Annotated in this window: 21 protein-coding genes and 1 pseudogene; 19 read left to right on the top strand and 3 right to left on the bottom strand. The window is 58.1% G+C overall.

The window, feature by feature from the left end; translation table 11 throughout:
- Positions 1-123, bottom strand: a pseudogene (locus AAAX31_RS08605) (ectoine/hydroxyectoine ABC transporter ATP-binding protein EhuA); the annotation flags it as partial.
- Between the two features lie 38 nt (positions 124-161).
- Here AAAX31_RS08605 and AAAX31_RS08600 point away from each other — a divergent pair.
- The 16 genes from AAAX31_RS08600 to hflX all read left to right on the top strand — a co-directional run bounded on the left by AAAX31_RS08600 (position 162) and on the right by hflX (position 19,080).
- Positions 162-599, top strand: a complete 438-nt coding sequence (locus AAAX31_RS08600) for a sugar O-acetyltransferase (protein WP_349076925.1) — start codon at positions 162-164, stop codon at positions 597-599.
- Between the two features lie 375 nt (positions 600-974).
- Positions 975-2,645 (top strand): ribonuclease J, encoded by a 1,671-nt coding sequence (locus AAAX31_RS08595; RefSeq protein WP_117654800.1) that lies wholly within the window; start codon positions 975-977, stop codon positions 2,643-2,645.
- Between the two features lies 1 nt (position 2,646).
- Positions 2,647-5,427 (top strand): DNA translocase FtsK 4TM domain-containing protein, encoded by a 2,781-nt coding sequence (locus AAAX31_RS08590; RefSeq protein ID WP_349076923.1) that lies wholly within the window; start codon positions 2,647-2,649, stop codon positions 5,425-5,427.
- A complete protein-coding gene (locus AAAX31_RS08585; protein ID WP_349076922.1) occupies positions 5,427-6,938 on the top strand; it encodes a helix-turn-helix transcriptional regulator in 1,512 nt (503 codons plus the stop codon). Before AAAX31_RS08590 ends, AAAX31_RS08585 begins: the two co-directional genes overlap by 1 nt.
- 26 nt (positions 6,939-6,964) lie before the next feature.
- On the top strand, positions 6,965-7,462 hold the full coding sequence (locus tag AAAX31_RS08580) for a YajQ family cyclic di-GMP-binding protein (RefSeq protein WP_006235971.1): 498 nt from the start codon (positions 6,965-6,967) through the stop codon (positions 7,460-7,462).
- Between the two features lie 27 nt (positions 7,463-7,489).
- Positions 7,490-8,839, top strand: a complete 1,350-nt coding sequence (gene rimO, locus AAAX31_RS08575) for a 30S ribosomal protein S12 methylthiotransferase RimO (protein ID WP_349076920.1) — start codon at positions 7,490-7,492, stop codon at positions 8,837-8,839.
- A 9-nt stretch (positions 8,840-8,848) separates the two neighbouring features.
- Positions 8,849-9,487: a CDP-diacylglycerol--glycerol-3-phosphate 3-phosphatidyltransferase gene (pgsA, locus tag AAAX31_RS08570; protein ID WP_040359858.1), complete on the top strand. Its 639-nt coding sequence runs from the start codon at positions 8,849-8,851 to the stop codon at positions 9,485-9,487.
- 12 nt (positions 9,488-9,499) lie between these two features.
- The gene (locus AAAX31_RS08565) at positions 9,500-10,030 is read left to right on the top strand and encodes a CinA family protein (RefSeq protein ID WP_349076918.1); all 531 of its coding nucleotides are present in this window, start codon (positions 9,500-9,502) and stop codon (positions 10,028-10,030) included.
- Positions 10,031-10,287: 257 nt separating this feature from the next.
- Positions 10,288-11,436: a recombinase RecA gene (gene recA / locus AAAX31_RS08560; RefSeq protein ID WP_022094695.1), complete on the top strand. Its 1,149-nt coding sequence runs from the start codon at positions 10,288-10,290 to the stop codon at positions 11,434-11,436.
- A gap of 11 nt (positions 11,437-11,447) precedes the next feature.
- On the top strand, positions 11,448-12,140 hold the full coding sequence (locus tag AAAX31_RS08555; protein WP_349076916.1) for a regulatory protein RecX: 693 nt from the start codon (positions 11,448-11,450) through the stop codon (positions 12,138-12,140).
- Positions 12,141-12,397: 257 nt separating this feature from the next.
- On the top strand, positions 12,398-13,948 hold the full coding sequence (rny, locus tag AAAX31_RS08550; protein WP_115596193.1) for a ribonuclease Y: 1,551 nt from the start codon (positions 12,398-12,400) through the stop codon (positions 13,946-13,948).
- A gap of 1 nt (position 13,949) precedes the next feature.
- Complete coding sequence (locus AAAX31_RS08545; protein WP_349076914.1) at positions 13,950-15,035, top strand: ATP-binding protein; 1,086 nt, start codon at positions 13,950-13,952, stop codon at positions 15,033-15,035.
- Between the two features lie 74 nt (positions 15,036-15,109).
- Positions 15,110-15,427, top strand: a complete 318-nt coding sequence (locus tag AAAX31_RS08540) for a stage V sporulation protein S (protein WP_006235982.1) — start codon at positions 15,110-15,112, stop codon at positions 15,425-15,427.
- Positions 15,428-15,482: 55 nt separating this feature from the next.
- Entirely contained in the window at positions 15,483-16,853 is a 1,371-nt protein-coding gene (gene miaB / locus AAAX31_RS08535; protein WP_349076913.1) for a tRNA (N6-isopentenyl adenosine(37)-C2)-methylthiotransferase MiaB, read from the top strand.
- Positions 16,853-17,791, top strand: coding sequence for a tRNA (adenosine(37)-N6)-dimethylallyltransferase MiaA (miaA, locus tag AAAX31_RS08530; protein ID WP_349076911.1), 939 nt, complete (start codon positions 16,853-16,855; stop codon positions 17,789-17,791). Before miaB ends, miaA begins: the two co-directional genes overlap by 1 nt.
- Positions 17,791-19,080, top strand: coding sequence for a GTPase HflX (gene hflX, locus AAAX31_RS08525; RefSeq protein ID WP_117746578.1), 1,290 nt, complete (start codon positions 17,791-17,793; stop codon positions 19,078-19,080). Before miaA ends, hflX begins: the two co-directional genes overlap by 1 nt.
- Here the strand turns inward: hflX and AAAX31_RS08520 are convergent.
- Together AAAX31_RS08520 and lexA are read right to left on the bottom strand one after the other, a co-directional pair.
- Entirely contained in the window at positions 19,065-19,769 is a 705-nt protein-coding gene (locus tag AAAX31_RS08520; RefSeq protein WP_349076909.1) for a heparan-alpha-glucosaminide N-acetyltransferase, read from the bottom strand. The genes hflX and AAAX31_RS08520 overlap by 16 nt on opposite strands.
- On the bottom strand, positions 19,769-20,413 hold the full coding sequence (gene lexA / locus AAAX31_RS08515) for a transcriptional repressor LexA (protein ID WP_349076908.1): 645 nt from the start codon (positions 20,411-20,413) through the stop codon (positions 19,769-19,771). Before lexA ends, AAAX31_RS08520 begins: the two co-directional genes overlap by 1 nt.
- A 160-nt stretch (positions 20,414-20,573) precedes the next feature.
- Between lexA and AAAX31_RS08510 the strand changes: the two genes are divergently transcribed.
- From AAAX31_RS08510 to dut, 3 genes are read left to right on the top strand one after another with little or no spacing between them, the layout of a single operon-like run.
- Positions 20,574-21,026 carry a LysM peptidoglycan-binding domain-containing protein gene (locus AAAX31_RS08510; protein WP_349076907.1) on the top strand — a complete coding sequence of 151 codons (453 nt, stop codon included), beginning with the start codon at positions 20,574-20,576 and terminating at the stop codon, positions 21,024-21,026.
- A 51-nt stretch (positions 21,027-21,077) separates the two neighbouring features.
- Complete coding sequence (gene nrdR, locus AAAX31_RS08505; RefSeq protein ID WP_349076906.1) at positions 21,078-21,521, top strand: transcriptional regulator NrdR; 444 nt, start codon at positions 21,078-21,080, stop codon at positions 21,519-21,521.
- A gap of 4 nt (positions 21,522-21,525) precedes the next feature.
- Positions 21,526-21,969 (top strand): dUTP diphosphatase, encoded by a 444-nt coding sequence (gene dut, locus AAAX31_RS08500; RefSeq protein ID WP_346971948.1) that lies wholly within the window; start codon positions 21,526-21,528, stop codon positions 21,967-21,969.
- Positions 21,970-22,079: the final 110 nt, after the last annotated feature.

Here is a 22,079-nt window from a genome sequence, read left to right as displayed (position 1 = left end):
GCGCTGCTGCTGACCGCCCGAAAGCTGACTCGGCATAAAATCGATGCGCTCGGCCAGACCGACCTTAGTGAGCTCCTCGACGGCAATCTTCTCGGCCTCTTCCTTGCTGCGCTTGAGTACCTTCTGCACTAAAGAAGTGTTTTCGCGTTGCTCCGGACGATATGGTCTTAACGGCTCCCGTTTATTTTGATCACGGCGACAGGGTTTCGTTTGGTAACCATTTCTATGCGAATACCGGTTTGACGATTCTGGACGAAAATTACGTGACCTTTGGCGACAACGTCTTTCTAGGACCCCATGTGAGTATATTTACTGCTGGGCATCCAATTGACGCCGATGTGCGCAATCTAGACCTCGAGTATGCTAAGCCTGTCGTAATCGGCAACAACGTCTGGATGGGCGGCGGGGTGATTATCAATCCGGGCGTATCAATCGGAGACGATGTGGTCATAGCCTCAGGTTCAGTTGTTGTTAAAGACGTTCCAAGCCACGTCATCATCGGCGGCAATCCAGCTCATATCATTCGAGAGATTACCGACAGCGATCGCAAGCTCTGGCAAGGCCAGCTGAATGCCTACAACGAGGCAATTGGATCATAGCCTCGGCATTCCCGCAGATAAAACCTACTAAAACAAACCTATCCCTTATTGGCAGGTTTCCCGTTGGGCGGGCACTGATGAAGTTTATCGCGAGTTCCGCACGAACAGGAGGCCACTTAATGTGGCCTCAGTCGTGAGCAGGACTGTAGAGCAGGAAACTTCATCAGTGCCCGCCCCACGGGAAACCGGCGGGATGGACCAGTTCAGATGGGGCTTTGATGCATGGGTGGTCTGTTGGTGGGCAAATGGGTATCATACTGTGGTTACTGCGTCGACTCTATGATGCATGTTTGTACGTTCCCGGCGGTCGGTTTGCCAGAAGCGCCCCGTCGGTTGTTCCAGACCCGTTTCGAAGAAAGGAAACCACACTAACCTATGGCAGCTAAAAAATCATCTCCCTTGAAGATCATTCCGCTCGGCGGTCTTGACGGCATCGGCAAGAACATGACGGTCTTCGAGTGTGGCGACGACATGGTGCTCGTCGACGCCGGTCTCATGTTCCCGGATGACTCCCAGCCTGGTATCGATCTGGTGCTTCCCGACTACACCTATGTCCTGGAGAACGAGGAGAAGCTCCGCGGCATCATCGTCACCCACGGCCACGAGGACCACACCGGTTCGCTTCCGTATCTGCTGCAGGACCTCAATAATAAGGTGCCCATCTTCTCGAGCAAGCTGACGCTTGGCTTTATCGAGGGCAAGCTTTCCGAGTTCCGCATCCGCGCACCTAAGTTCCGCGAGGTCAAGGGCGGTAGTCATGTCAACCTCGGCGGCATCTCTCTCGACTTCTTCTCGATGACGCACTCCATCCCCGGCGCTCTGGGCGTGTTCATCCGCACCAACCAGGGCACCGTTATGCACACCGGCGACTTTAAGCTCGACCAGACGCCCATCGACGGTGTCACGCCCGACTATGCCGCTATCAGCCGCTTTGCCAAGCAGGGCATCGACCTGCTGCTGTCCGACTCCACCAACGCCACGGTTCCCGGCTTTACCAAGTCCGAGGCCGAGGTTGGTCCCAACCTGCTGCATGCCATCAAGAACGCCCCGGGTCGCGTGTTCGTCGCGTCGTTCTCGAGCCATATCCATCGTTTGCAGCAGATCTGCGATGCCGCCCGCAAGTGCGGCCGTAAGGTCGTTGTGACCGGTCGCTCCATGCTCACCAACACTCGCGTCGCGCGCGAGCTGGGCTACCTCAACATCGACGATGCCGATATCATCGATGCCTTCGATATCGATAACCTGCCCGACGACAAGATCGTCGTCATGTGCACCGGTTCGCAGGGCGAGCCGCTGTCGGCCCTGTCCCGCATGGCCAACGGAGAGCACAAGACGCTCTCCATCCACGAGGGCGATACCGTCATCCTCTCGGCAACTCCCGTTCCTGGCAACGAGAAGGCCGTCCAGCAGGTCGTCAACAGCCTGGCCAAGCTCGGTTGCGACGTGTGGGATAAGAACCGCGCTCTTGTCCACGTCTCGGGCCACGGCAGCCAGGAGGAGCTTAAGCTCCTGATGGCCATGGCCAAGCCCACGTACTTTATGCCGGTTCACGGTGAGGCCGTGCATCTGCGCGCCCATGCCCAGCTGGCCCGCAAGATGGGCATCAAGGACGATCATATCTTTATCCTCGATAACGGCGACACGCTCGAGATGCGCGGCGGTATCGTCAAGCGCGGTACGCCCGTCGAGTCCGGCGTCGTCTACGTCGACGGCCTGCGTATTGGCGATACCGACCCCATCGTCTTGCGCGATCGTCAGAAGCTCGCCAATGACGGTATGGTCACGGCCGTCGCCATCGTCTCGCTCAAGCACAAGAAGATCGAGGCCATCGAGTTCTCGGGCCGCGGCGTCTCGTTTGCCATCGACGACCAGTTCTCCGAGGATGCCTCCGCGTCTATTATGAAGACGATTGAGAAGGGCAAGTTCAGCTTTACGAGCAGCGGTTCCGATGCCATTCGCAAGGCCGTGCGCGACTCGCTCTCTAACTTTATCTGGAGTCGTACGCGCACTCGTCCGATGATCATCCCGGTCGTCATGGAGGTTTAGTTTGGCGCGCGGATCTGCACAAAACGCCAAAGGCAATAAGGCCAATAACCAACCGGCATCTGCTAAGGGTGCCGGTTCCTATCTTCGTGCCAATAAGGGCCACGAGGCCGACTTCGACGATTTTGAGCCCCTGGTCGAGCCCTCGGCCAACCGCGATATTGCCGGCGTGGTCATCGCCGTTTTGGCGATTGCGTCCTTCATTGCCGTGATTTCTCCGGCAACAGCACCCGTTACGGCTGCGGTTGCCGGTTTCTACCACCTGGGCTTTGGTCTGGGCGCCTACGTGCTGCCGATCGTCATTTTGCTGTTTGCCGCCACGCTCTTTTTAGGCGAGGACTCGCCGCTCAACATTCGCTCGGTCGCGGGCGGAGCCGTGGTCTTTATCGCCGTTGTCTCCATTCTTTCGCTGATGGTGCCGGGTACGAGCGACTCGTGTGACCTTATGTTCACGCCGCAAAATCTGTCCGCCTCGGGTGGCTACATCGGTGCGTTTATTGCGAGTGCGCTGCAGAATGCCCTGGGTAAGCCTATCGCGATGGTGGTCCTGTTGGGTCTGGCCGTCGTGGGCCTGGTCATCATCGGCTTTTCGGTGGGTGGCGTGCTGCGCTCTGCTCGCGACTGCGCGGCCGATTTTGCCGAGCGCCGTCGTGCCGATGTTAACGCGAGCCCGTGGGGTGACGACGAAGCCCTGTCGGTGCCCGGCGTTGCCCGTCCGCACCTGAGCATTCTTCGTCAAAAGGGCTCCGATGCTGCCGTGACCACGGTTATGGGCAACGATGTGGACCCGGTTTTGGACGATGACGACGAGGACGAGAATCCGTTTGTCGACGTGTCCGAGTCGGTTGAGGCTGAGCGCGCTAAGACGACGCTGCTGCCGCGCCGCCATGCCAAGAAGGGCAAGGCTGCGCCTAAGCTCAATACAAGCGAGCCCGACCCGTCTTGGTCCGATAGTGAGATTGAGCTCACCGAGGGCGATGACGAGGATGACGAGGCTCCGATTGAGACCGCAAAGACAGCTTTGCTGCCGCGCCGCCATGCAAAGCACGACCAGGTAACCGGCCAGCTTTCGATGGAAGACGATCCCGATAAGATTGACGAGTCCGAGCCGCCGTTTGCCGTGAATCCTGTCTCGGCTGCACCTCAGATTCCCGACTTCTTGAAGCATCCCAAGGTTGCCGATGCGCCTGCCTCGAGTGCTGTCAAATCGGCTGCGGCTAGCGATGAGGGAGCGGACGGCGGCGCCGCAGATAAAGAGGGCGAAGAAGAGGATGGCCTTAAGCTTCCGCCGCTCGAGATCCTGCGCGCCAACCCGCAGTCGGCATCCTCCGCGTCTTCTGACAAGGAACTTGAGCAGACTGCCGAGTCGCTTCAGTCCACGTTGCTTGAGTTTGGCCGCAGTGCCCGCGTGGTCGGCTGGATCGCCGGCCCCACGGTGACGACCTTTAAGCTGCAACCTGGCGAGGGCGAGCGCGTGAGCAAGATTTCGAGCCTCGAGGACGATATCGCGCTTTCGCTCGCTGCTCAGTCGGTGCGCATCTTTGCCCCGATCCCCGGTACCTCGCTTGTGGGTATCGAGATCCCCAATCGTAAGCGCCAGAACGTCAACCTGGGCGACGTACTTCCCTATGTGAAGGGCGGTCCGCTCGAGCTGGCCATCGGTCGCGATGCCGAGGGCACGCCGGTCGTCGCCGACCTTGCCAAGATGCCCCACCTGCTGATCGCCGGTACCACGGGTTCTGGTAAGTCGGTGATGATCAACTCCATCATCACGACCCTGCTCATGCGCGCGCTTCCCGAGGACGTTCGCCTGATCATGGTCGACCCCAAGCGCGTCGAGCTCGCGGGCTATAACGGCCTGCCGCATCTCTATGTGCCGGTCGTTACCGAGCCCAAGCAGGCCGCGAGCGCTCTGCAATGGGCCGTGTCCGAGATGGAGCGTCGCCTGATGGTCTTCGAGCGCCTTAACGTGCGTAAGATCTCGACCTACAACGAAAAGCAGGCCGCCGGCGAGTTTGAGCATTACGATAACCCGCCGCAAAAGATGCCCTATCTGGTCATTATCATCGACGAGCTCTCGGACCTGATGATGGTCGCCGGTAAGGATGTCGAGGCCTCGATCGTACGTATTGCACAGCTGGGTCGTGCCGCCGGTATTCATCTTATCGTGGCCACGCAGCGCCCCAGCTCCAACGTGGTGACGGGCCTTATCAAGGCCAACATCACCAACCGCATCGCCTTTAACGTCGCCACGGGCATCGACTCGCGCGTCATTATCGACCAGATGGGTGCTGAAAAGCTCACCGGTTTGGGCGACATGCTGTTCTCCAAGGTCGATTGGGGCAAGCCTCGCCGTATCCAGGGCTGCTTTGTCTCGGACGACGAAATCAACGAGATTGTCGAGTTCGTTAAGTCGCAGAGCGAGCCCGACTACCACGAGGAGATCCTGTCTGCCGTGGCGCCCGCTTCCATGTCCATGGCGGGTGGCGGCGGCATTGTCCGCACCGGAGTCGCCGAGCCGCAAGACGACGATCCGCTCATTTGGGAAGCCGCCCATATTGTGGTGGAATCGCAGCTTGGCTCCACATCTGGCCTGCAACGTCGTCTGAAGGTTGGCTATGCGCGTGCCGGGCGTATTATGGACATGCTGGAAGAAAAGGGTGTCGTCGGACCGCCTGACGGTTCCAAGCCGCGTGAGGTCCTGTTGGACGAGGAGGGGCTTGCCGCGCTGGAATCTGTCGACGCCGAGATGGCACGTGAAGATCGTGAGTTTGGAGGATTCTGATGGCTGCACGCTTTGGTGACATGCTGCTCGAGCAGCGTCGCCGGATGGGCCTTTCCATTCAGCAGGTCGCCAATACCATCAAAATCAGGCCGCAGATCATCGAGTTTTTCGAGACCGGTAACTTTGCTTCGATGCCGCCGCGCGGCTATGCGCAGGGCATGATTTCGAGCTATGCTCGCTTTTTGGGCCTCAATCCGCGCGAGGTCGTCAATGCCTACTTTGACGACCTGATGGCATATGAGCGCGAGACGTCGCAGCAGGGCGGTCGTTTTCAGGACGCCGCGGGCTACGTCAATTCGCGTTCCTCGGTCGACAACGGGCGCTTCCTGATGGTTCAGGGCGGTCGTTCGACCCGCTATGGACAGCGTCCTCAGCAGGCCGGTTATATTACCGAGACGGGTTCAGGCGAGGAGATTCGCTCACAGCGTGACCGGTTCCGCAGTACGCCGATGCCCGAGGACCGCGCACTCCCCGCTGCCCGCGGCGTGGCGCGTGACCCTCGTGCCGGCTACGGCGACGGTGGCTATTCCGATCGCGGTTACCGTGGTGCCTCTACGGGACGCTCTCGCGGTGGCTATGCGGATGCCGATATCACGCAGGTGACGCCGCGTCTTCGCTCTCAATCACAGCCGTATGGCCAGCGCTCTTCGGCTCCGCGTTCGGGCCAGCGTGGCTATCAAGGCCGCGGTGAACTTGCGCCCCGCTCGGGTCAGCGCAGCGTTCAGGGCCAGGGTGGCTATCGCGGCCGTTCCGATAGCAATCGTGGTCGTATGCCTCAGGGAGGCGGCCGCAGCAGTTCCAGTCGTGGACGCGGCGGATCCCTTACTCCTCAAAACAACGGGCTCGATCCGCGTGTCGTCTACGCCGGCATCGGTGCCGTTGCGCTGCTGTTGATCGTGCTCATCGTGGTGCTTCTGCGCGGCTGCGCATCTTCGGCGACCGAGACCACGCCCGAGACGCCCACTGCTACCAAGACGACGACCAAGAAGTCTTCTAAGAAGACCGAAACGGTCGACGAGGACGAAGACACCGATGAAGCGACGGGTGAGTCGACTGATTCGGACGCTACCAAGACGACGGCTAAAAAGGAAGAGAACGAGGTAACGAAGGTCAAGGTCTCCGTTGCCAAGGGAAAGACCGCGTGGATTGAGGTCAAGGTCGACGGCAAGTCGGTCTATGGCGCCCAGGCGACTGGTCCCTTTGAGCAGGAGTACACGCCCGAGTCCTCGATCGAGATCACCACGTCCAAGCCTTCCGATGTCACCGTTACCAAGAACGGTGAAAAGGTCCGTTACGATACCAAGACCTCCGGCGTGGCGCGCGTGACGATCACCGTTCCCAAGAAGGAGACGACTGATTCCGAGAATGGTGAAAGTTCTGATGGTACCGACACCACCGATGGTACCGATACCACCGACGGTACCGATGCCCAGTCCACGGATGGCGCCGATACCGCAACTGACGGTCAGACGCCCACCGATTCTACCGACTATTCGTACGATAGCTACTAAGCCACTCGTACGCGAAAGGAAACATCATGGCTAAAGATTCCAGCTTCGACGTCGTGTCCGAGGTCAACATGCAAGAGGTCGACAACGCCTTTCAGCAGACCACGCGCGAGATTTCTCAGCGCTATGACCTTAAGGATTCCGGCGCCACGATCGAGCTTTCCAAGGGCGACAAGCTCTTTACGATCAACGCCCCGGCCGACTTTGTCTCCAAGCAGATTGTCGACGTGCTGAGCTCCAAGCTCATCAAGCGCGGCATCGACCTCAAGGCTGTCTCGTGGGATGCTCCGCAGGCGGCATCGGGCGGCACCGTGCGCGTGCTCGGCCATATCGTCGAGGGTATCGACCAGGCGACCGCCAAGAAGATCAACAAGGACATCAAGGACCAAAAGCTCAAGGTCAAGGTGACCATAGAAGCCGACAAGCTGCGTGTTTCCTCTGCTTCGAAGGACGCGTTGCAGACCGTGATCCAGTTTCTGCGCGACCAGGACTACGGCCAGCCGCTGCAGTTCACCAACTACCGCTAATATCATTCGAAAGGACCGCTCTCCAACATGGATACACCGTTGGGCTCCGTGCTCTACATCACCCTCGGCTGCGCTAAGAACGAGGTTGACACCGACCGCATGCGTTCTCTTTTGACCGCCGCAGGCTACGAAGAGGCATTCGACCCGCAGGATGCCGATATCGCCATCGTCAATACATGCTCGTTCCTCGCCTCCGCAACGTCCGAGAGCATCGAGACCACGCTCGAGCTCGCCAACGAGGTTCAGGACGGCGTTCGTTCTTGCCCCATCGTCATGTGCGGCTGTGTGCCGTCGCGCTATGGCGACGACCTGCCTGACGAGCTGCCCGAGGTCGCTGCCTTTGTGAAGGCCGACGAGGAGGACGGCATCGTAGCGGTCATCGATGGCGTGCTGGGTGTCGAGCGTGAGATCGCAGCCTATATTCCGCAGGTCAAGCGCACTGTCGAGGGCGCTGTCGCCTACGTCAAGATTTCCGATGGCTGCAACCGCTTCTGCAGCTTCTGCATGATTCCCTATATTCGCGGTCGCTATCATTCACGCAATGCCGAGAGTATTATCTCCGAGGTGCGCGACCTGGTTGCCGGCGGTGTGCGCGAGATCGTGCTGATCGGCCAGGACACGGGAATTTGGGGCACCGACTTTGCCGACGAGGACGTCGCCGAGGGCTCGCCGCGCAATCTGGCGCAGCTGCTGCGTGCCGTCGCCGAGGCCGTGCGCCCGCAGAACGTCTGGGTCCGTGTGCTCTACTTGCAGCCCGAGGGCATGACTGACGAGCTCATTGAGACCATTCGTGATACGCCCGAGGTGCTGCCCTATATCGATATCCCCGTGCAGCACTGCGACGCGCGCATCCTCAAGGCCATGCGTCGCTCCGGTTCGCGCCAGGAGCTCGAGGACCTGTTCCGCGACCTTCGCGAGCGCATCCCCGGTATCGTGATTCGCTCCACGGCCATGGTCGGCTTCCCGACCGAGACCGACGACGAGTTTCGTGATCTTATCGACTTTATGGACACCGTCGGCTTTGACTACACGAGCGTCTTTGCCTACTCGCAGGAGGAGGGCAGCCTGGCCGCTAAGATGGAGGGTCAGGTCGACGAAGAGGTCAAGCTCGAGCGCGCCCAGGAGGCCATGGACCTGGCCGAGTCGCTCGGTTTTGCCGCCACCGCCGCACATGTGGGCGAGCGCGCCCAGGTGATCGTCGACGGTATCGAAGAAACCGAGGACGGCGCCGAGCTGATCGGCCATGCCTGGTTCCAGGCGCCCGATTCCGATGGCGCGGTGCACTTGGATGCCAGCGAGGCATCTGTGGGCGATATTCTGACGGCCGAGTTTACCGATAGCTTCTGCTATGAGCTTATCGGCCATGTTGTGGAGTAGGAGAGCATCGTGGCAAACGAGAGCAATAAGGAACTGACGAGTGTTTGGACGCCCGCCAACATCGTGACGTGCGTTCGCATCGTTTTTATCCCGGTGTTCATGATCGTGTCGGCGCTTTCTCACACGAGTGTTGCCGGTACGGATTGGAGCACCTTCGACGGCCCGCTCGCCGCCGCTGCCTTCATTCTGTATGTGATCCTGTCGTGCACCGATAAGGTCGACGGTTATCTGGCGCGTTCGCGCAACGAGATCACCGACTTCGGTAAATTCTTGGACCCCATCGCCGATAAGCTGCTCGTGTTTTCGGCCCTGCTGCTGTTCTTGGATTTTGGCGCGGTGACCGTGTGGTCCGTGTTCATTATCCTGTTCCGTGAGCTTCTGGTGAGCGCCCTTCGCATGGTCGCGAGTGCGGCCGGTGTGGTCGTTGCGGCCGATAAGCTCGGCAAGTACAAGACGGCGACCACGATGGTCTCCATCTGCGGTTACCTGTGCGTTTTTGCTATGGCCGGCTTGCACCTTGGCCCGGTGGCGCTGACGCTCGGCATCTACTCGGTGTCGCGCTTCCTGTATGCCGTTGCCGTTGTCTTGACCGTTATCTCGGGCGCCCAGTACTTCTGGAACTGCCGCAAGATCGTCTTTTCGGTCTAGGTCCTGGTGGGTATGACGGACTCTTTTGAGCAGATTTTCGCACATAACGAGGAGTTGGCGCGCGATATCGTCGAGCGCGCGAGCGCTCGGGGTGTGACGGTTTCGACGGCTGAGTCGCTGACGGCGGGTATGATCGCCTCGACGATTGCGGATATCCCGGGCGCCTCGGCGGTGCTGCGTGGCGGTGCGGTGACCTACTGCGATGAGATTAAGCATCGCGTGCTGGGTGTTGAGCAGGAGACGCTCGACCGCTACACCGCGGTGTCGCATCAAACTGCGCGCGAGATGGCGTCGGGTTCGCTGGAGCTGTACCAGAGCGATATTGCAGTGAGCGCAACGGGTTATGCCGGCCCCGGCGGTGGTACTGAGGACGATCCTGCTGGCACTTTCTATATTGGTTGGGCACATCGTTCCGCCGATGGGGGAGTGCCGGTCGTGGACTCTGTGCGCTGCCACTATGAGGGCGACCGTTCGTGTGTTCGTGCCCATGCGGTCACGGAGGCATTGGGTCGCATTGTCTGCGTGCTCGATTCTATGGAATAGACGTGTTTTAAGGGGCCTCCGGGCCCCTTAATTGTGGAGATGGGGACCTCAGAAGAATTTAGCGTTTGTGCTGTTCATAGGTGTATTTTTGCCTGCCTTGTTCTTATTTGGCCCTTTATGGTCAAGCATTTGGTCAGTGTTTGGTCGGCTTTTGGTTGGGTTTTGGAAAGGTCGGCTGCATATGATTTATCTGAACGGTTGACCACGAACAGCCGTTCGTTTATTATCGATGCAGGTTGTTAAGAGGAGGGCTATTCATGGCCAAGAATTCAGGTCCCGTACGTACCGTTCATGCTCGCACGACGGGTAAAGAGCGCGATGAGATGATCGCCACCACCAAGGCCGAGATCGAGAAGAAATTCGGCCAGGGTTCCATCATGAGGTACGGCGACGGTGGCCCCGAGCTCGAGGTCGAGGCCATCCCTACGGGCGCTCTGGCACTCGATGCCGCGTTGGGTATCGGCGGCGTGCCGCGTGGCCGTATCGTCGAGATCTACGGTCCTGAGTCCTCCGGTAAGACGACGCTTTCGCTCGAGATCCTGGCCGAGGCCCAGGCAATGGGTGGCGTTGTGGCATTTATCGATGCCGAGCATGCGCTCGATCCCACTTATGCCGCGCGTATCGGCGTGGATATCGACGAGGTGCTCATTTCTCAGCCCGATACGGGCGAGCAGGCGCTCGAGATTGTTGACATGCTCGTGCGTTCCGGCGCCATCGATGCCATCGTTGTCGACTCCGTCGCCGCGCTGACCCCGCGTGCCGAGATCGAGGGAGAAATCGGCGACACTACGGTCGGTCTTCAGGCTCGCCTGATGAGCCAAGCGCTCCGCAAGCTCGCCGGCTCGCTGTCTAAGTCCAACACGACGTGCATCTTCATTAACCAGCTGCGTGAGAAGATCGGCGTCATGTTCGGCAACCCCGAGACCACGACGGGCGGCCGCGCCCTTAAATTCTTCTCTTCGGTGCGTATCGACATTCGCCGTATCGATAGCATTAAGCTTAAGGACGAGGTTATCGGTAACCGCGTGCGCGCTAAGGTCGTTAAGAACAAGGTGGCAGCTCCGTTCCGTTCTGCTGAGTTCGACATTATGTACGGTACGGGCATCTCTAAGGAGGGCTCGATTCTGGACATGGCTGTCGAGTGCGGCATCTGCAAGAAGATGGGCTCCTGGTTTGCCTATGGCGAGGACAAGCTCGGCAACGGTCGCGAGGCCGCCAAGGCGTTCCTGCGCGAACACCCCGATTGCGCCGACGAGATTGAGCATAAGGTCCGTCTTGCCTGCGGGCTTGAGTTTGATGACGATGCTCCGTCCGAGGTAGAGCTGACCGATCAGCCTGCGCCTGAGGAGTTTGACGAGCTTTACGCCATCGATGGTTCCGCCATGCTCGATGATGACGACGAGTAGCGGTTACGCTCATGTCGTATACGGTGACCGAGGCCACGGCCGTCTTTCCCGATAAGAAGGCGGCCTCCTCGTTCTCGAGCGGGTATGCGTCCAAAAAGCCTTGCGCACATATCGATTGTGAGCTTGAGGGCGGTTTTGAGCGGTCTATTTGGATTCCCGTGCGGGTCGCGCGCCTGTATGTCAAAAACCGCCCCGATCTTCCCTGTGATTGGGATAACTTTCGTGAGGCGGTGCAGCTCATCGAGCGTAAATGTGCACTTACCATGGTGACTGAGATGTTATCGCGCCGCGACCATGCGACGGGTGAGGTCCGTGACAAGCTGGCTCGCTACGGCTTTCACCAGCCCGCGATCGATTTCGCCGTCGAGCGCGCCACCGAGTATCGCTTTTTAGACGAGAACCGCTTTTGCTCGTACTTTATCGAGGAACGCAAGCGGCGCGGTTGGGGACAGCGCAAAATCGAGACCGAGCTCAAGCGACGTCATGTCGTGCTCGATGACATTCCCGGTTATCCCGAGGATTATTTTGCCGTCGAAGACGATTTGGCGCGTGCGTCAGCCCTGCTCGCCAAGCGGCGTGTTCCAGAGACGCGCGGATTCGAAAAACTGGTTCGGTTTTTGATGGGCAAGGGCTTCTCGTATCACATCGCCGCCGATGCCGTTAAGGCACGTCTCGATGCCGAATGCGAGGAATGTGCGCTTTAGGCGTATGCGTTTTGTGGCCCCGCCGCTCACCGCGTTTTAGCCGCCGTACTGGGGCCATTTATTTGACAGTTGTTGTGGTTCAACGTACGATAAACACTGTCATTTGCTTTGTGATATGTGCTCATCTGTGATGAGTTTGTTTATATGTTTATCTGTATCCGACCCGCATAAGCTGCGCCCATATTACTCAAATGTCGCGAGCCGTTCATAAGGACGGTTCGCTTTGTTGTGTAACGAATCCATAAAAAGGAGTGAGCATGCCTATCATTGCAGCGCTCGTTGGCATCGTTTTGGGTGCCATCGCCGCCATTGCCTACATGCGCACCGCCAAGCAGGGTAGTCTTCACGAGGCCGACGAAAAGATCCAGTCGGCACACGCACAGGCTGAGTCCCTGATCGGTGATGCAAAGCGTCAGGCCGAGACCCTCAAAAAAGAGGCTCTGCTCGAGGCTAAAGAGGAGATCATCAAGAACAAGCAGGCCGCCGAGGCCGAGGACAAGCAGCGCAAGAGCGAGATTCGTACGCTCGAGAACCGCGTGATGCAGCGCGAGGAATCCCTCGATCGCCGCAACGACGCTCTCGACAAGCGCGAGCATCAGCTGTCCAGTCAGGCCGGTCAGGTCGAGAAGCGCTCCCGTGAGCTCGAGGAGCTCTGCGCAAAGCAGACCTCCGAGCTCGAGCGTATCGCCGACCTTACCCGCGAGGATGCCCACAAGGAGCTCCTCGATAAGGTTCGCGGCGAGGTCACCCACGAGGCCGCCACGATTATTCGCGAGTCCGAGCAGCAGGTTCGCGCCGAGTGCCACAAGACCGCCCAGGAGATTCTGTCCCTGGCGATTCAGCGCTGCGCTGCCGACCACACTGCCGAGGTCACCGTTACCTCCGTGCACATTCCCTCTGATGACCTCAAGGGCCGTATCATCGGTCGCGAGGGTCGCAACATCCGGACCTTCGAGCAGGTTTCCGGCGTCAACCTCGTGATCGACGACACGCCCGAGACCGTCGTTCTTTCGAGCTTCGACCCGGTCCGTCGTGAGACCGCCCGTGTTGCCCTGGAGAACCTCATCGCCGACGGCCGCATTCACCCCGCCCGCATCGAGGAGATGTATCACAAGGCTGCCGACCTGGTTCAGCAGCGCGTGCGCGAGGCTGGCGAGCAAGCTGCATTCGATACCGGCATTCACGACCTGCACCCCGAGATCGTCAAGACCCTTGGTGCCCTGCGCTACCGTACCTCGTTTGGTCAGAACGTGCTTCAGCACTCCCTCGAGGTCTCTGACCTGTGCGGCGTAATGGCTTCCGAGCTTGGCCTGGACGTTGTTACCGCCAAGCGCGCCGGCCTGCTGCACGACCTGGGCAAGGCAATCGACCATGACGTCGAGGGCCCGCATGCCGTCATCGGCGCCGAGCTTGCCCGCCGTTATGGCGAGAAGCCCGTTATCGTCCACGCTATCGAGGCTCACCATGCCGACGTCGACCCCAACACGGTGCTCGATGTCCTGGTACAGGCCGCCGATGCTGTCTCTGCCTCTCGCCCCGGTGCCCGTCGCGAGTCTGCCGAGAACTACATCAAGCGTCTTGAGAAGCTCGAGGAGATCGCCAACTCCCATGACGGCGTCGAGCGTACCTATGCCATGCAGGCTGGTCGCGAGGTCCACGTCATGGTTCAGCCGGACAAGATCTCCGATGCCCAGTCCACGGTTCTGGCTCACGATATCGCCCATCAGATCGAGGAAGAGATGGAGTATCCCGGTCAGGTGCGCGTCGTCGTGATTCGCGAGAGCCGCGCTGTCGATATCGCTAAATAACATGAGCGACGCGAACGAGCTCATCTCATTTATCGCGTCGATGTCGGGGGAGGGCAACCTTCGCGTCGAGGAGAACCTTGGCGAGGGGTATGTCCGCCTCCGCGTTTCGGAGGCCGAGCGGCGCCAGGCAAAGCACGACATTCAGCATGTCGAGGATATCGTCATCGAAATGCTCCGTAATGCTCGCGATGCCGGCGCCGACAAGATCTTTCTCGCCACGACCAAGGAAGATGGCGTCCGCACGCTTGTCTTTCTGGATAACGGCTCGGGTGTTCCGCAGGATATGCAAGAGCAAATCTTCGATGCTCGCGTTACCTCCAAGCTCGAGAGCATGAAGATGGACCGTTGGGGCGTTCACGGTCGTGGCATGGCATTGTTTTCGATCAAGCAGAACACCGACGAGGCCCGTGTGGTCACGTCCGGTGTCGATCTTGGTTCAGCCTTTAAGGTGAGCGTTGCGGCCGACCGCCTCAGTGAGCGCGCCGATCAGTCCAGCTGGCCCCAGGCCGTCAAGGACGAGGACGGACGTTATGTCTGTGCTCGCGGTCCGCATAATATTATTCGCGCTGCCTGTGAGTTTGCGCTCGAGGAGTTGCGTGGTTGCGATGTCTATCTTGGTTCTCCGTCTGAGATTGCCGCGACCCTTTATGCTCAGGCGTCAAGCCGGCTCGATACGTCGCGTCTCCTGTTTATTGATGACGAGAGCGAGCTTCCGGTTGTCGATCGTTTAGGCCTTGCCTCTGATGCCGAGGACTTTATCCGCATCTGTTCGGGTTTGGGTCTTGAGATGTCCGAGCGCACGGCACATCGCATTTTGGCAGGGCAGATTAAGCCCGTTCGCGGTGTGACCGCGCGTTTGCTGCGCGAGCGTGATTCTTCCTCGCATGCGCCGGCTCCTGTCGATCTTGCGAAAGATCGTCGCGGGCTACGTATTGCCAAGGATGACATGGCACAGTTTTCGCGTGCTGTGGAGCGCGACTTTAATGACCTTGCCGCCCGGTACTATCTCAACCTTTGCGGCGACCCAAAGATTCGCGTTTCGCGTGATCGAATCACCGTGACCTTCGATCTTGCCAAAGAGGAATAGTGCCTTTACCGAGTCCACTCGGTACGATAAAGTTATTGCAGTTAAAACGTACTTTTAAACGCAGGAGTTTCTTCATGGATTGCCTGAAGGTATCAAGCAAATCATCGCCCGCGTCCGTTGCCGGCGCCATCGCCGGCATGGTCAAGGATGGTGTACCCGTCAACATCCAGTGTGTCGGCGCCGGTGCGGTCAACCAGGCCATAAAGGCCGTGGCTATTGCGCGCGGTTTTTTGATTCCAACCGGATTTGATATTTCCTGCGCGCCCGTGTTCTCCGACATCCTTATTAACGGGGAGTCGCGCACGGCCATCCGTCTTTCTATTTACGTTCACCAGATCAATCGAGCTGCTATGGATAACGTCGTCATGGATGATGTTAAGCCTGTGGCATAGCTTCTGCTTGCCTCGATTCGCCCCCCCCCTCTCCCCATCGTTAGGACTTATGCACATGGACCAGCGTTCCGTACGCGATATTCTTGCCGGTAAAACCTACTTTATCCGCACCTTTGGCTGCCAGATGAATCAGCACGACTCTGAGCGCGTGAGCGGTCTGCTCGATTCGTATGGTTGCCTCATGGCGCTCGATCCCGAGCATGCCGATATTGTTGTCTTCATGACATGCTGCGTACGCGAGGCCGCCGATACTCGCCTGTACGGTCAGTGCAATTCCTGCAAAAGCCTGCCGCCTTCGCCTTCGGGCAAGCGCGTGGTTGCCGTGGGTGGCTGTATCGCGCAGCGTGATGGTGAGGGCCTGCTCACCAACGTCGATAACGTCAATGTCATCTTTGGTACGCATTCCATCGCGCATGTGGCCGAGCTCATTGCCGAGGCGTTCCTGGACGGTAAGCGTCATATCCGCACCAATGAGCATGAGGATACGGATGCCATGAGCATGCCGTGGCATCGTGAGACCCAGTATCACGCCTGGGTGCCCATCATGACGGGCTGCAATAATTTCTGTACCTATTGCATCGTGCCGTACGTGCGCGGTCGCGAAAAGAGCCGCCCCTTCGAGGAGATTGTCGACGAGGTGACCGGTCTGGTGCGCCAGGGTGTGCGCGAGATCACGCTGTTGGGCCAAAACGTTAACTCATATGGTCGCGATCTGTTTGGCAAGCTGCGTTTTGCCGATTTGCTGCGCGCGGTGGGCGATACGGGCGTCGAGCGCATCTTCTTTACCTCTTCTCATCCTAAGGATCTGCTGCCCGAGACCATCGACGCTATGGCCGAGACGCCCGCCGTCATGCCGCAGCTTCACTTGGCCGTTCAGTCGGGCTCCACGCGCATCCTCAAAGAGATGAATCGCCGTTATACACGCGAGGACTATCTGGGCCTGGTCGATCGCATTCGCAATCGCATGCCCGATATCGCGCTCTCGACCGACATTATCGTTGGCTTCCCGGGCGAGACTGAAGAAGACTTTGAGCAGACGCTCTCACTTGCCGAGACGGTCCGCTATGCTCAGGCCTATACCTTCATCTATTCCAAGCGCGCCGGTACCCCGGCTGCAGAGATTGACGACCCTACGCCGCATGAGGTTATTCTCGAGCGTTTCAACCGCCTGGTTAAGGTTATCGAGACCACGGCACACGAGTATAACCAGGGTGAGCTTCATACTGTGGTGCCGGCGCTCATTGAGGGAACGAGTAAAAAGAACGACGCGGTCCTGCTGGGCAAGAGTCCCAAGAATCAGACCGTGCATGCGCCTATCCCCGAGGGTTACAGCATCGATCAGCTTGTTGGCAAGATCGTTGATGTTGACGTTGACGTTGCCAAGACCTGGTATTTATCCGGCTCCGTTGTGGGCGAGCCGCGCTAATGGTTTCTCCCGGGACAGGTCTTTCCGCCGTTGCGATCGTCGGTCCGACGGCGGTTGGTAAGAGTGATGTTGCCGACCGTTTGGCAGCTCGTCTTTCGTCCGAAGTGCTGTCGTGCGATGCGATGCAAATCTATCGCGGCATGGACATCGGTACCGCAAAGATGGCGCCCAATGAGTGTACGGCGCCACTGCGTCTCGTCGACATTGTAGAGCCGGGTGTGGCATATTCTGCTGCGCTTTATCAGGCTGACGCTCGCGCGCATGTTGAACGTCTCCTTGGTTCGGGTTGCCTGCCTGTTTTTTGCGGAGGTACGGGGCTGTATCTCAAGGCTGCCCTTGATGAGATGGACTTTCCCTCGGGTGAACTTGAGGACGATCGCCGTGCGGGCTATCAGGAGCTTGCCGAGCGTATTGGTGAGGAAGAACTGCATGCCCTGCTTGCCGAGCGTGATCCAGAATCGGCTGCTGTTATTCATCCCCATAACGTGCGTCGCGTGATTCGCGCGCTCGAAATGCACGATGATGGCGTCTCCTATGCGCAGCAAAAGTCGCAGTTTAGTGTTCCGCGCGAGCATTATCACGCTCTGTGGTTTGGTCTGACGCGTAATCGCGAGGTGCTCTACGAGCGCATTAACCTGCGTGTCGATCTGATGTTTGAGCAGGGCCTTGTCGATGAGGTCCGCGGTCTTATGGGCCAGGGGCTGGGAGATGCCCTGACGTCGATGCAGGCAATTGGCTATAAAGAGATCATCGATGCTTTCAATGGTGTGATGAGCATGGATGAGGCTCGCGAACTCATCAAGATGCGTTCGCGTCGTTATGCCAAGCGTCAGCTTTCGTGGTTTAAGCGCGATGACCGTATCGTGTGGTTTGATATGGATGAATGTACGATCGATGAGCTCGTTGAGGATATCCTGCATCGTATTGAGGCTGCCTAATGGCCCGTTTTCCTCTTGTTCCCACGGCACCCGAGCCCGAGCGTGCCATTTTGGTTGGTGTTGAATGGCGCGACAATGCATGGCCGCTCGATCGCTCACTTGATGAGCTGGAGCGCCTTGCCCACACGGCTGGTGCCCAGTGCGTGGCACGCTTATCGCAGCGTTTGGTAAAGCCGTATCCTAAATCGTTTATCGGTTCCGGTAAGGTTGAAGAGCTGTGCGGCCTGGTACATCGCATGGATGCCGATGTCGTTATTTTTGACGACGACCTGACGCCCTCGCAGCAATCCTATTTGGAGAAAGCCGTGGGCGAGCCGGTAAAGATTATCGATCGTACTGCACTGATCTTGGATATCTTTGGCCTGCATGCTCAGACGCGTGAGGGACGCCTACAGGTACAGCTGGCGCAGCTTCAATATCTGTTGCCTCGTCTGCGCGGCATGTGGAGCCATCTCGCCAAGGAACAGACGCGCGGCGGCATCGGCTCACGCTTTGGTCAGGGCGAAAGTCAGCTCGAGGTCGACCGTCGCCTCATTCGTAATAAGATCGCTGCGCTTCGACGTGAGATCAAGCAGGTTGAACAGCGTCGTGATGTTCAATCCAAGAGTCGTATTGAGTCACCGGCGTTTCGCGTCGCGTTAGCCGGTTATACCAATGCCGGTAAATCGACGTTGCTCAATCGTCTGACCGGCTCTACGGTACTTTCGCAGGACAAGCTGTTTGCTACGCTCGACCCGACGACGCGTTCATATCGCCTGCCTGGCGGTCGCGGCATGACGATTACCGATACCGTCGGCTTTATTCAAAAGCTGCCGCATGGTCTGGTCGATGCCTTTAAATCGACGTTGTCTGAGGTGTTGGGTGCCGATTTAATTCTCAAAGTCGTGGATGCGTCTGATGAGGACTATGAGCGACAGCTTGAGGCTGTCGACCGCGTGCTTGATGAGATCGGTGCCGGAGAGCGTTTAACGCTTACGGTGTTCAATAAAATCGATCTTCTCGATAGCGTCGATCGATTGAGTTTCCGTCGTCGTTATCCGGAAGCTGTTCTGTTCTCGGCCCAAACGGGCGAGGGGCTCGACGATCTCGTCGATCGCATTGCTCGCGAGGCGGCCGCCACCGATGTGCTGCTTTCCGCCGACATTCCATATCGTGAAGGTGCACTCATCACAGTCGTGCATGAGCAGGGGACCCTTTTGCACGAGGAATATCTTGAGGATGGCGTTCGTATTGTGGCGAAACTGCCGGCTCGTATTGCACCGCGGCTCGAGCGTTATCGCACCGAGTAGGCGAGCTCCAAAATGCCCAGTATGATGGGCTGATGTAGCAGATAAAAGGGGAGTGCATGACGTCCAAGGCTGGCGAGCGCCGGCAGGGGGTTGGCGTAGGCCCAGCTTGGGGCGGGATGTTCGCATCTTTGAGCGGTGCGCGCAGCAAAGTATCCTGTGAGATACATGAATATGAACGGGATGATTGGATAATAGTCGCCTGAAACAAACCGGGGGCCGGGAAATCCTAGCCACGCCAAATAGGGGAATGAATAGGTCGATTTCGGGATGCCCCATGTCGCCGCGAAGAGAGCGAGGCATATCGCAATGCCCCACGTGCTGGGCACTTTCTTAAGCATCGGTCGTGCTACGGTTGTCACAGCGGTACACGCCGCCATGCAATAAATGATGCCAAAGTTCACTGAATCGTCGACCGATACGAGCGTTGTTGCGATCCAGACGACCAAAGCTGCGGCAGCGTACTTGGCCGCTCGTTTGGCATTGTTGCGTGAGAGCGTGCACATCCAACCCGCGATAAACAAAAATACCCAGCTGATGCTGGCGCGCCAGATGTCTTGAAAGACGGTCTGGGTAAACCAGGGCATATCCCAGTCGTACAGGTAGGCGAGATCGTAGCAAGCGTGAAAACCTGCCATTGAAATCATCGTAAACCCGCGGACGGTATCAAAGATGGTGATGCGTTTTTGCATTACAAGAACCGGCGCATCAAGCCGACGACTTTGCCCAAGATAACGGGATTCGTTGCATAGATAGGCTCCATGGTGTCATTCTCAGGCTGCAGGCGTACGCGTCCCTGCTCCTTGTAGAATGTCTTGACGGTCGCTGAGCCATCAATCATGGCCACGACAATTTCGCCGTTCATGGCACTCTTTTGTTCACGGACGATGATGTAATCGCCATTGAAGATGCCGACATTGATCATTGAGCTCCCATGCACCTCAAGGATAAAGGAACCCTGATCAGTGGCGATTTCGGTCGGGATAGTAAAAGTGTCTTCTATATTCTGCTCGGCCAGAATGGGAATCCCAGCCGCGACGCGACCAACGAGCGGTAGCGAGACCGTTCCGCGAGGTGCGGTGGGCTCGTCAGATTTAGAAATTGAGACAGAGGAACCGTCCTCGTTAAAGAGTTCCAGGGCGCGCGGTTTGGTGGCATCGCGCTTGAGTAGCCCGCGCGCCTCCAGGGCAGATAGATGGGCGTGCACGGTGCTGGGGGAGGAAAGGCCCACGGCAGAAGCCATCTCGCGCACGCTGGGCGGATAACCTTTCTCCTGCTGATATTCCTTGATGAAGTCGTAAATTTGCTGCTGACGCTTGGTAATTTTGCGAGCCATCAGGGCATCCTCTCTACCCATGTCAAACAAATGTTCGAATTTTGCTTGACAGGAACAACTGTTCGAAGATAATAATAACCGAACATTCGTTCTCGCGCTAGACATTTTTGTCCGCGCGGCTTGATAAAACTGTTCTCAGCAAAACACGCGAGAGGAGAACATGATGAACGCAACGAATATGGTCCAGGGAAACCTTGCCCTTAAACTCGAGACGCCTGCAGAACCCACTTTTACGGTTGTTCAGGGTGGCCGCTCCGGCTTTCAGCCTTTGACCGTAAAGTCTGCTCGCAATCAGCAGGCTGTAGTTGCGCCGGCCCGCGTTGCCCTGAAGGTTCCGACGATTGTCGCCGTTGCCGTTGCGCTTACGCTCTTCGTTGTCCTCGCTACGTCGGTCTTTAGCGCTCGTCACGCCGCGTATGCCGAGTCCGTTTCCAACGTTACCTACGAGACTATTCGCGTTCAGCCTGGTGATTCTCTTTGGTCGCTTGCCGAGGAATATCCTATCAAAGGCCTTTCCACGCAAGAGACTTCCGACATGATCCGTAACGTCAATCATCTGGAGCATGGTTCGCTCGCCGCCGGTGCGCATCTTAAGGTTCCTGCTCGTTCGTAATCATTATCGCGCTGCGCATGGTACCCTTGTTATCGTTTAAGAGGAGGTACCATGCGCTGTCCCAAATGCGGCAAGGCACATACCCGCGTCGTTGATTCTCGTATGCAGGAGTCAAATAACACCATTAAGCGCCGTCGCGAATGTTGCTCGTGTAACTATCGCTTTACAACGTTTGAGCGATGCGAAGACCCAATCGAGGTCATTAAGTCAGACGGAACCAAGCAGCGGTTCGATCGCAATAAGCTGCTCGTCGGCTTGATGCGCGCCACCATCAAGCGCGATATCGACACTAAGAAGCTCAATGAGATTATCGACGACATCGAGGTCGAGCTGCGCTCTCGCACGCTGACGGCCGTCACGTCCCATGAGTTGGGTGACATGGTGCTCAAGCGCTTGGCCAAGATCGACAAGGTGGCCTACATCCGTTTTGCCTCGGTCTACCGCGATTTCAAAGACGTCGATGAGTTTCTGCTAGAGCTCGACAAGCTAAGGTGATTCCATGTCCAACATTACCGTCAACATAAAGCGTCTCGACCCCACCGTCGAGCTTCCCAAATACGCCCATCCCACCGATGCCGGCTTGGATCTGCGCTCCAACGAGGACTGCGTCCTGAAGCCCTTCGAACGCCGTCTGGTCTCTACTGGGCTGGCCATCGCCCTGCCCGATGGCTACGCCGGCTTCGTCCAGCCCCGCAGCGGCTTGGCCATCAAGCAGGGCCTGTCTATAGTCAACACGCCGGGCCTCATCGACGCCCACTACCGAGGAGAACTCAAAGTCATCCTCATTAACCTAGACCCCACGAACAACATCCAAATCAACAAAGGCGACCGCATAGCCCAACTCGTCATCCAAGAAGTCCCCACGGTCAACCTCGTAGAAGTAGAAGAACTAGACGAAACCGACCGAGGCAAAGGAGGCTTCGGCTCCAGCGGCGTCGCCTAGGGACGCTCGTATTCCTCCCGCCCGCCTCTCACACATATCATTCCATGCTCAAACATTCTCGCTTCGCAGGGGCGCACGGATCCCGCTTTCGCCTGAGCCCCATACATATC

It is taken from the genome of Collinsella sp. CLA-ER-H5, assembly GCF_040092375.1.
Lineage (GTDB): Bacteria > Actinomycetota > Coriobacteriia > Coriobacteriales > Coriobacteriaceae > Collinsella.
Note: the sequence above shows the minus strand (reverse complement) of the source record. Positions and strands in the feature narration are given on the sequence as shown.